General features: G+C 69.0%; 8 protein-coding genes and 2 pseudogenes. 4 read left to right on the top strand and 6 right to left on the bottom strand.

Annotated features, from left to right (window positions below):
* The 4 genes and pseudogenes from GUY61_RS40650 to GUY61_RS29525 all read right to left on the bottom strand — a co-directional run.
* Positions 1–548: pseudogene (locus GUY61_RS40650) on the bottom strand (transposase); the annotation flags it as partial.
* A gap of 44 nt (positions 549–592) precedes the next feature.
* Complete coding sequence (locus tag GUY61_RS40645) at positions 593–985, bottom strand: hypothetical protein (RefSeq protein WP_243766846.1); 393 nt, start codon at positions 983–985, stop codon at positions 593–595.
* On the bottom strand, positions 982–1,740 hold the full coding sequence (locus tag GUY61_RS29530) for a TnsA-like heteromeric transposase endonuclease subunit (protein ID WP_166633304.1): 759 nt from the start codon (positions 1,738–1,740) through the stop codon (positions 982–984). Before GUY61_RS29530 ends, GUY61_RS40645 begins: the two co-directional genes overlap by 4 nt.
* A 159-nt stretch (positions 1,741–1,899) precedes the next feature.
* A complete protein-coding gene (locus GUY61_RS29525; protein WP_313896934.1) occupies positions 1,900–3,294 on the bottom strand; it encodes a DNA-binding protein in 1,395 nt (464 codons plus the stop codon).
* A gap of 285 nt (positions 3,295–3,579) precedes the next feature.
* Between GUY61_RS29525 and GUY61_RS29520 the strand changes: the two genes are divergently transcribed.
* The 4 genes from GUY61_RS29520 (at position 3,580) to GUY61_RS29505 (ending at position 8,737) form a co-directional block, all read left to right on the top strand.
* Positions 3,580–4,974 (top strand): 3'-5' exonuclease, encoded by a 1,395-nt coding sequence (locus GUY61_RS29520; RefSeq protein ID WP_166633303.1) that lies wholly within the window; start codon positions 3,580–3,582, stop codon positions 4,972–4,974.
* A complete protein-coding gene (locus GUY61_RS29515; protein ID WP_166633302.1) occupies positions 4,971–5,657 on the top strand; it encodes a DarT ssDNA thymidine ADP-ribosyltransferase family protein in 687 nt (228 codons plus the stop codon). Before GUY61_RS29520 ends, GUY61_RS29515 begins: the two co-directional genes overlap by 4 nt.
* A 17-nt stretch (positions 5,658–5,674) precedes the next feature.
* Positions 5,675–7,348: an ADP-ribosylglycohydrolase family protein gene (locus tag GUY61_RS29510; protein WP_208106621.1), complete on the top strand. Its 1,674-nt coding sequence runs from the start codon at positions 5,675–5,677 to the stop codon at positions 7,346–7,348.
* Between the two features lie 579 nt (positions 7,349–7,927).
* Entirely contained in the window at positions 7,928–8,737 is an 810-nt protein-coding gene (locus GUY61_RS29505) for an IS5 family transposase (RefSeq protein ID WP_243766845.1), read from the top strand.
* On the opposite strand, the gene GUY61_RS29500 is transcribed toward GUY61_RS29505, so the two are convergent.
* Together GUY61_RS29500 and GUY61_RS29495 are read right to left on the bottom strand one after the other, a co-directional pair.
* Positions 8,676–9,185: a hypothetical protein gene (locus tag GUY61_RS29500; protein ID WP_166633299.1), complete on the bottom strand. Its 510-nt coding sequence runs from the start codon at positions 9,183–9,185 to the stop codon at positions 8,676–8,678. The genes GUY61_RS29505 and GUY61_RS29500 overlap by 62 nt on opposite strands.
* 133 nt (positions 9,186–9,318) lie before the next feature.
* Positions 9,319–9,432 (bottom strand): annotated as a pseudogene (locus GUY61_RS29495) (IS5/IS1182 family transposase); the annotation flags it as partial.

Here is a 9,432-nt window from a genome sequence, read left to right as displayed (position 1 = left end):
ACGGCCATCCAGGAGGCGCGCCACACCAGCAGCAGGGCCGCGTCGACGGCCTTGGTCGCGCTCGGGCACAGCACGGCGGCGAGGATGGCGCGGGTGGCGACGTCGACGGCGATGGTCAGCTCGGGCCGGGCCAGACGCCCGTCGTCGAAGAGTGCCAGGACGTCCAGGCGGGTGGTGTCGACCTGGACCTGCTCGCCGGGCCGCAGCGCCGTGGCGGGAGTGAAAGCCCGCCCGTCGAAGCTCGCGGGCACCTGTCGGACGGGCCCGGAGGGCAGTTCGCCGGGCCGGGCGAGGGTGGTGACGAGACGGTACAGCGTGGCCTGCGACGGCGCGGGCACCGTACCGGCGCCGTGCCGGTCCTCAAGGATCTGGTTGATCAGCGGGAACAGGCCGTTGATAGTGCCCTTCGAGCGGCCGCGTCGGCGGCGCAGCGCCTCGCGGACGGCGGCGACGACCCGTTCGTCGGCCCGCCCGGTAGGGCTGGAGACGCGGGTGGTGCGGTGGTCGAGCAGCCCCCACAGTCCCTGTTTGCGGTAGGCAAGTCGCATGCGCTGCACCGTGGTGCGCGACACCCGGCCGAACCCAAGCGCGGTCAGCTCCTTCGCCTTGGCCTGCTCCCGTTCAGCCAGCGTATGCCGTGCAGGGTCGTACTGCGTCCGCACCGTCCTTCGCTGCCGGGCCCGTCGGGCAGTCCGCACTCGACTTCCCTGACGTGCCGCTGCCACGCCAGCGCCTTCTCGCGCGCTGCGGCGGGGGCGGTCTCGAACAGGCCCCACTTCGGGGCCGCCTGGGGCACGTCGGCCCCGATGACGGTGAAGCCGGGGTCGGCGAACAGGTGCCCGGCGAGCACAGCTTCACCTCCGCCGTCCGGGCCGACGAGATGGATGCTCTGCCCGGCCAGAGCGACGACCTGCCACGTCACATCCCGGAAGCGGACGCGCGTTCCGGCCTTCACCGCCGGACGGGCATCGCGCCGCGCGCTCACCCGGCATCTCCCGACCTGCCTGCAACTTCCGCGTCCCGGGGACCGACCAGGACACGCTCGTGCAGCGGCGTGTCCAGGCAGGCCGTCAGATGTCCGTGCCACAGGGCGTGGAAGACGACGGGAAGGACCTCGACCGGGTCGCCGGCCGCTTCGGCGCCTTCGAGTAGCGGTCGAGGCCGCATGAACGCCTGAAGGACCGCGGGCATCAGACCGGAGCGGCCGGTGTTACGGGGATGGCGATAGCCGGCCAGCCACTTCAGGTTCGCCGCCACCGCCGCCTCCAGCGGGGCGAACCGCCGGTAGGTCCAGCCGATGTGCGCGCACGCCTGCGCCACCGCCTCGGCGGCCTTCATCGCCCGCTCGCCGCCGGCCTCCGGGTGGCTGGGGCAGTCGGCGAGCAGCGCGGTGCCGTCGGCACGGCGGGCGAAGAGCTGCGGCACCCAGGAACGCACCTGCCCACGCGGATCACGCCACAGCAGCCGTAGCGGCCGCCCCGCCAGGCCCGTCACGTCAGGGTCGCGGTCCAGGACCATCAGCTGGGCGCGCATCGCGTTCGACCCTGCGGCCACGTGCCGTCCGGTGGTCGCCGACCACCACAGGCCCGGCCCCCAGCGCCGCCCCGGGACCACCGGGAACGCCGACACCGGCGGCAGTTCCTCGAACGCCACGGTCATGGCGGCATCCGCCCACCGCTGCTGGACGGCCTGCCCCACCGGGTCAAGGAACACCGCCTCGAACCCGCTGCCGTGGTCCACGGCAACTCGCCCTGCCCGGCTCCGTGGCCGGGCCGCTCCTGTGCTGGTCACCCGCGCCAGCCAAGCCGCTCCCGCAGGCGCGCACCGCCGTTTTCAGTATTTCTGCCACGAACGGGTGCCGTATCAGCTAACAGCCGAGTCGCCCCTGGCGCATCGCTCTCAGCCGCTGTCTTCCTGCCCGCCCGCGGTCAGCATCTCCCGGAGCACCTTGACGGGCTTGTCCACCCACCGGGCCACCTCTTCCAGGGGCACCCCGCCGTTCACCGCCGCCACCGCCGTGCGTTTCCAGGCGTTCTCGATCAGACCGGCACTGTGACCGAGACCGCGCAGCAGCCGCCGGGCGACGTCGGCGGTCGGGCCGGTCTGCACCCCGCGCAGCTGCAGCAGCTGCTCCTCGGCGCTGTCGACAGCGCTGGTGATCAGCATCCGCTGCTCGGCGGGCACCGCAGTCCGCCACATCGTCCCCGAACCGGGCGCTTTCTTCTCCTTGCCCAGCACCCGCAGCTGGCCGGCCATGGTCGTGGGATGGTGTTCCTGCCGCAGCCACCATGGGTCGTTGTCGTACCCGGGCGGCCCGCCGGCGCCCCGGCGAAGACGGATGACGCTGCCCATCCACGCGATGAGCGGCCCGCCGTGATCCGCCGCGGCCAGCGGCCCCAGCCACGTACGCTCCAGCCGCTCACCGAGCCTGCGGCAGAACATCCCGTCGGCGGGCAGCGCCCGCGGCCGCCCGGCACCGCTGTCGGCCCACACCAGCTCGGCCATGGCCGGGTCCAGCAGGGCGTCGGCCATCGCCACCACCTCCGGGAAGACGACCGCGTCCCGCCCCACGATCCGCCACCGCTCCAGATCACCACCTGCATCCCCGCCCGCGACCTGGTGCAGGCGCTGCGGCCAGATTGTCTCCCGCTCCCACTGCAGGGCCTGCTCCCACCACCGGGCCACCACCGCCTGCGCCAGCGCGAACACCCGCTCCGGCTCCGCTCCGGCCCGCACCGCCCGCCGCGCCACCGAGGCCCACCGCCGCTGCGCCGCCACCACCTCCGGCAGGCCACGCAGGTCGAGGTGCTCCAGCGGCTGGTTGGCGTCCGCGTCCAGCAGCCACCGCCCATGCCGTACACACGCCCGCTCCCACCGCGGCGCGTACCGCACCGCCCGGAGAGCCGTCCCCGTGCGCCGGGCCGTGCACAGCCGGCAGCCGAACGCCACCGGCCCAGCCACCGCGCCACCGATCCGCCACAGCCCCACCGGATCGCCATCCTCGGCGCGCAGCTTGGTGTCCCCTTCTTCCCAGGACGGCAACGCCCGTGCCAGCACGTCTTCCTCGACGCCGCATATGCCTGCCAGGAGCTGGCGTCCGGCTGCGTTCAGCAGCACCTCGGCGTCGGCCCGTACGCCTCCGCCCTCGTGCCCAGGCGGGTAGTTGCGCCACTTCCAGCATGCCCGCAGCACCTTCGCTTCCATCCCGTAGCGGCTGGCGATGCGGCAGATCAGCGACGAGGTCGTCTCCCTCTGCAGGGGAGCGGTACGCCGGAGGCCGAGGTTAGGGATCACTCCGCCACAGTCTCGTGTTCACCGCTCCGGGCGGGCGTTTTCGCAACGACTGTGCAGTGGATAAATCAAACCGGATCCGCACGGGGCCGCAGCACGCCCGGTCGATCAGTCCGGTGGTCGGCGGGGAGGCGCACCTTGACACCCGTCACCCGAATGGGTGATGGATGTGCTGCTATCGGAAATTGTGCGACAGGCTGCCTGTCTGATCTTTAACCCGGCTGGCGGCGTTCGCTTCTAACATGGCCTCAGGTTCGGGGGAGCGAGTCTTGGGGAGGGACCGCGCGGATGAAGGTTCTCAGGCCGACGCAGCCGACGAGCGAGCAGCTCACAGTGATCAACAATCACAAGCCGGGGGTGTTCGTCGTACGGGGCGCCGCGGGCAGCGGCAAGACCACGACCGCTCTGTATCGGCTGAAGTTCACTGTCGGTTTCTGGCAGCGTCGTCGCCGTGACGGCTTCATCAGCGGCCCCGTCCGTGTCCTCGTTCTCACCTACAACCGCACGTTGCGCGGCTACATCGAGGAACTCACCCAGGAGCAGCTCAAGGGCAATGACGTCGAGCTGACGATCTCCACTTTCGCGAAGTGGGCCACCGATCGCGTGGCCTACGAGCGGATCCTCCAGGACTGGGAGAGCAGCCGGAAGCTGGACGCCCTGGCCGAGCCTCTGCCGTTGTCCGCCGACTTCGTACGTTCCGAAGTGGACTATGTCCTGGGCCGCTTCATGCCTGACCACCTGGACGCGTACGTCGAGTGCGAACGCCAGGGCCGCGGCCGCTCCCCGCGGATGCCGGCCTCGCTGCGCCGTCGGCTGCTGGAAGAGGTGATCTACCCCTTCCAGGAGTGGAAGAAGCAGCAGCAGGCCTGGGACTGGTCTGACCTGGCGAATGCCATGGCGGCCAAGCGCGCAGACGAGCCCTACCACGTGGTCGTGGTCGACGAGGCTCAGGACTTCTCCGCCAACCAGGTCCGGGCCGTACTCAACCACCTCACCGACGAGCACACGCTCACCTTCGTCCTTGACGCGGCTCAGCGCATCTATCCGCAGCGCTTCACCTGGAGCGAGGTCGGCCTGAGCGTGGGCTCGCACAACAGCAAGCTGTTGTCCAAGAACTTCCGCAACACCCGGCAGATCGCCGCCTTCGCTGCCCCGCTGCTCAAAGACGTCGAGACGACGGACGATGCCGCGATCCCCGACCTCACCTCCTGCAAGGAAGAGGGCGACAAGCCTTTGCTGGTCCAGGGCACCTTCACCCAGCAGATGGACCATGTGGTGCAGTTCCTCAACGACCTCGGACCCGACAACGACGAGTCCGTCGCCATCCTTCATGCCAAGGGCTGGTTCGGCGAGGTCAAGAACCGTCTGAACGCCGCCGGACTGGCCTACGTGGAACTCACCCGCAACGCCGAGTGGCCGACGGGACCGGTGAACGTCGCACTGTCGACCATGCACTCCGCCAAGGGGCTGGAGTTCGACCACGTGATCATCGTCGGACTCAACAGCGAAGTCATGCCCCACGCCACCGAGCCCGGCGACAGCGAACGAGACGCCCACCTGCGCCTGCTGGCCATGTCCGCCGGACGCGCCCGCAAGACGCTGACCATCACCTACAAGCCCTCCGAGGCAAGCGACCTCATCGCCTGCATGGACCCGGACACCTACGAGGTGAAAGTCGTATGACCGCGGCAGAGCCGATCCCGGCCATACCGGATGGCCAAGGACAGGATGAGGGCATCAACGCCCTCATCCAGGAGCGCAAGATCAGCGAAGTGGTGCACTTTACGACAAACCGGGGCTTGTTGGGCATACTTCTGCAACGAGAATGCAAGGCTCGGGCGCTTCTGTCAGAGGACGAGTATCTCGAGATCATCTACCACGAAAACACCAAGTGGCGCCGCGAGGACCCGAAATACTGGCGGTACGTGAACCTCAGCATCAGCGAACCCAACCACAGCTTCCTGCGAACCAGCAGCCAAAAGTGGTGGGCGAACGAAGACCTATTCTGGGCAGTCCTCAGCTTCGATCCCGTCATCATGACGCACCCAGGCGTGCTGTTCTCCCCAAGCAACATGGGATACGAGGGCATCACCCCCGTGAAGGGACTGCCTGGAGCCGAAGCTCTCTTCGCCGACCGCGTCCCCTACGGCTTCGGCAAAAACACGCCGCCACGCGGCAACCGTGAGCCTCACCTGCCCACGAACCCGCAAGCCGAGGTGCTCTACCCGCAGGCCGTCTCCACCCGATACCTGCAGCGCATCTGCGTCCTCACCGACGAGGACGCAGCGAAGGCCGAGGCCATTGTCAGTGTCAGCGGACATGATGAGGTCGACATCATTGTCGACCCGGTCACGTTCGGCAGGTAAGGACTACGGTGAGCGCCATGCAATGGGAGGCAGTACGCGCCTCAGCCCAGTGGGCGGCGTACGGAGATGCACTCGGCTTCATCACCGAACTGACCGACACCGCCGGCGTGCGACGACGCATCGGACAGGATGAAGTCACCACTACGGTGCCCTGGAAGAGGCGTGTGGGAGGTCGCTACGGGCGCGACATGCCTCTTCCCGCAGGCGCGTACTCCGATGACACCCAGTTGCGTCTTGCAACTTCACGCGCCATCCGCGGAGACGGGGAATTCGACGCCGAGGCCTTTGCGAAGATCGAAGTCGTTGCCTGGCAGGCCTACGCCCTCGGCGCCGGACGCGGGACCAAAGCGGCAGCCACCGGTTTGATGCGGGTCGAAGCCAAGTGGTCCCAGAACGTTTTCGCCACCAAAGCCGCCCGCTACGTCGACATCGGCGGCAACGGCGCCGCCATGCGTATCCAGCCCCACGTTTGGTCCGCACGGGACCTCACCAACTGGGACCACATCACCCGCGACGTCGTACGCAACGCCGTCAGCACCCACGGACACCCCCGGGGCATCCTCGGCGCCGTCCTGCACGCCATCCTGCTGGCCCACGCCCTGGATACCAACGAACTCCCCGGCCCCAAGCAGTGGCGCCCCGCAGTCGACTGGCTGGAGCAGGTACCGGACGTCATCGCAAAAGATGACGAACTGGCATATCTGTGGCTACCCACATGGGGTGATGCCGCTGGCATCGACTTCCGCTCGGCCGCCGTCACCGTCGCCAACGAATGCCGCGCAGCACTCGAGGCCTTCGACCCCACAACGCCCCTCACAACAGAGACCTACGCTGCCCTGGTGCAGCGGTGGGGCGGCTTCGACGACGCAACGCGTGGATCAGGCACAGTCACCACTCTGCTTGCCGCGGTTCTGGCACATGCCTATGCCGACTCCCCAGAAGCTGGCCTGCTCCTTGCCGCCAACACCCTCGGCTCGGACACCGACACGATCGCCACCATGGCTGGCGCTCTTCTAGGCGTCGTCACGGCAGGCCCCCCGCCTGGCACCGTGCAAGATGTCCAGGTAATCGACTCCGAGGCACGGCGCATGTGGGACATTTCTCAAGGGCGTGAGGCCCCCACATTCGCCTACCCGGATCTTCTGCGCTGGAGCCCTCCCAAGGCCACGCTCGACCTCGTAGGCCACACGCCAATGGGGCCAGCATTGGCTGGTCTGGGGCTCCTTACGCCTACGGACACACCAGCAGCGAGTAACCAGGCCACATACGTGTGGGGCACTTTGCCGTTCGGCCAGAGCGTCCTTGTCCGCGCCAGGCCGGATCTCAGGCCACTGGATGAGAACCTGCTCCCGGGGGAGGTGCGACCACCGCGGAGTCGGCGGGCTGCAGACGTCCCGAAAGAGCAGCAACTCCTCTTCGAAGCTCCGGTGCAGGCTGCCGTATCCGTCGATCAAAGGCCCGACCTTGCCGGGACTGCACCTGGTGCGGTGAGCGAGCGTGCCCACCGGCAGGCACCACCGTCCATTGAGGAGATCGTTCAAGAGCTGGCGAGAAACGGGTTCACTCCCGAGCAGGTAGGCCGGGCGTTGCTTCACCAGATCCGAGGTGGTCGGTACGGCGTCGAGCGGGCCGCTGCGTTCGCTGGGCTACTGGCCCGGGCCTATCACAGCGAGCAGGAGCGCCCTCGCTGAAACGAGAGCTGCCTGCCCACGCTGATGCCGAGGGCGGCCAGTAGCTTCTGCTGGCCAGGATGCAGAAGCGGCCATGCCTGGCCCTGGCGGTAATCCATCGTGTGGCGCGTGAGGTATTGGGGTGGGTGCGGGCGTGGTGGTAGGCGTACTGCCGCCGCATCGGCCAGGGCGGGTTCCACCACGGGTCCAGGTCGGCCAGGACCCGGGCTTGAGGCGACGTTCCGCTCTTTTTGCGGGGGCGCACTCGAGGCCACACGGGTGCAACAGACGCACTGGCCGTGACGGCCAGTGCGTCTGCGATGGCCGTCTTACTGGCCGTTCTCTATCCGTCCGTGTGGTCGGAGGGGTTCGAACGGGGGCCTGGTTCGGGTGAGTCGGCCGGTGCGAGTGCATGAAAGAAGGGCCTCTTGGTAGCTCGCGGTTGTCGAATCCAGCGAGTGGCAAGAGGCCCTGGTGTCGAAGTGTTGCGTGGTGGTGGTCGGGGAGTCCAGCCGGGCCACCTGGGAGTGTGACTGTCTCGCTCACCGGTTCGGGAACGCGGCCGACCGGCCGGAGCGCCGGCCCCGGTACGACTCGGACATGAGCGATGCGGAGTGGGCGCTGGTGCGGGACCTGCTGCCGGTGCCGGCCTGGATGGCGGGCCGGGGCGGCCGGCCGGAGGGCTACTGCCACCGGCAGATGATCGACGCTGTGCGCTACCTCGTCGACAACGGCATCAAGTGGCGGGCGATGCCCGCCGACTTCCCGCCCTGGCCGCGGGTCTACGCCTTCTTCGCCCGCTGGCGCGATACGGGCCTGGCGGCCGAGCTGCACGACCGGCTGCGGGACGCCGTCCGCCGGGCGGAGGGCCGCAACCCGGAACCGAGCGCAGGCGTGGTGGACTCGCAATCAGTGAAAGCGGACGCCACCGTCACCAACCCCACCCGGGGCTTCGACGCCGGCAAGAAGATCAACGGCCGCAGGCGGCACCTGCTCACCGACACCCTCGGACTCGTCCTGGACGTCCTGGTCACGCCCGCATCCACGACCGACCGGGACGCCGCCCGCACGCTGCTGCCCGCAGGGAAAGAACGCTTCCGGCGCCTTGCCCGCATCTGGGCCGACGGCGGTTACACCGGCCACCTCATCGACTGGGCGGCCCAGCATCTGGGGCTGGTCGTGGAGGTCGTCCGACGCAGCGACGACGCCCACGGCTTCCAGGTCCTGCCCCGCCGCTGGGTCGTCGAAAGATCCTTCGCCTGGTTCCTGCGCAGTCGGCGCCTGGTCCGTGACTACGAGCGACGCACCGACACCAGCGAGAGCGTCATCTGGTGGTCGATGACCATGCTCATGAGCCGCCGTCTGGCCGCGCAGCACCAGCAGCGTCTCGCTCCGGCGCGGGCAGCGTGAAGCTGCCCGGCTTCTCCTCGACCAGCCAGCCCCGTTCCACCAGCCGTTTCAGCCGGGCTCGCGCTCCCTCGACGCGGGAGGCGGACGCGCTGTCCCAGCCCAGCACCACCGCTGCCCGCCGAGCACCGAGCCCGTCAGCTCCCGCCTCCAGGGCGGCGGCCATCAACGCCTGGTAGTCCACCGACAAGACCTCGATTCCGGCCGCGTCCTGGCGGTGGGGCACCGCCCGGCGCGGCCCCGCCGGCTTCCTCTGCGACATCCCGTCGGCCACCACGGCGGGCGCGTCCGCCTCGGCCAGCGCTTCCAGATACTGCTCCAGGCCGATCACCCGGCGCCCGAGCACCTCTTCCGCCTCCGCCAGAGCCGCCCGCACCCGCTCCAGTTCGGCTTCGAGTTCCTCCACCCGCACCGCCGCGGCCTTCTGCCGCGCTTCCAACACCGCCCGCATCGATGGCATCCGCCACCCCCACGACATCTCGGTCAGCAACGGACCGAGACTCCCGCGACAACTGCGATCTCATGCCTGACCAGCAGAAACCGCACACGAGGTTCGGAAAGAGAACGACCTCTAAGACGTCGTCTCATTTGGCGAGTCGGCGGTAGCAGATGAGGCTGCAGGCGATGGCGGTGAAGGCCAGGAAGTGCTCGGCCTTGCGTTCGTAGCGGCGGTGCAGACGGCGGCAGCCGCCCAGCCA

Origin of the sequence: Streptomyces sp. GC420, assembly GCF_009916105.1 — a bacterium.
Classification (GTDB): domain Bacteria; phylum Actinomycetota; class Actinomycetes; order Streptomycetales; family Streptomycetaceae; genus Streptomyces.
This window is presented reverse-complemented; position numbering and strand designations above follow the sequence as displayed.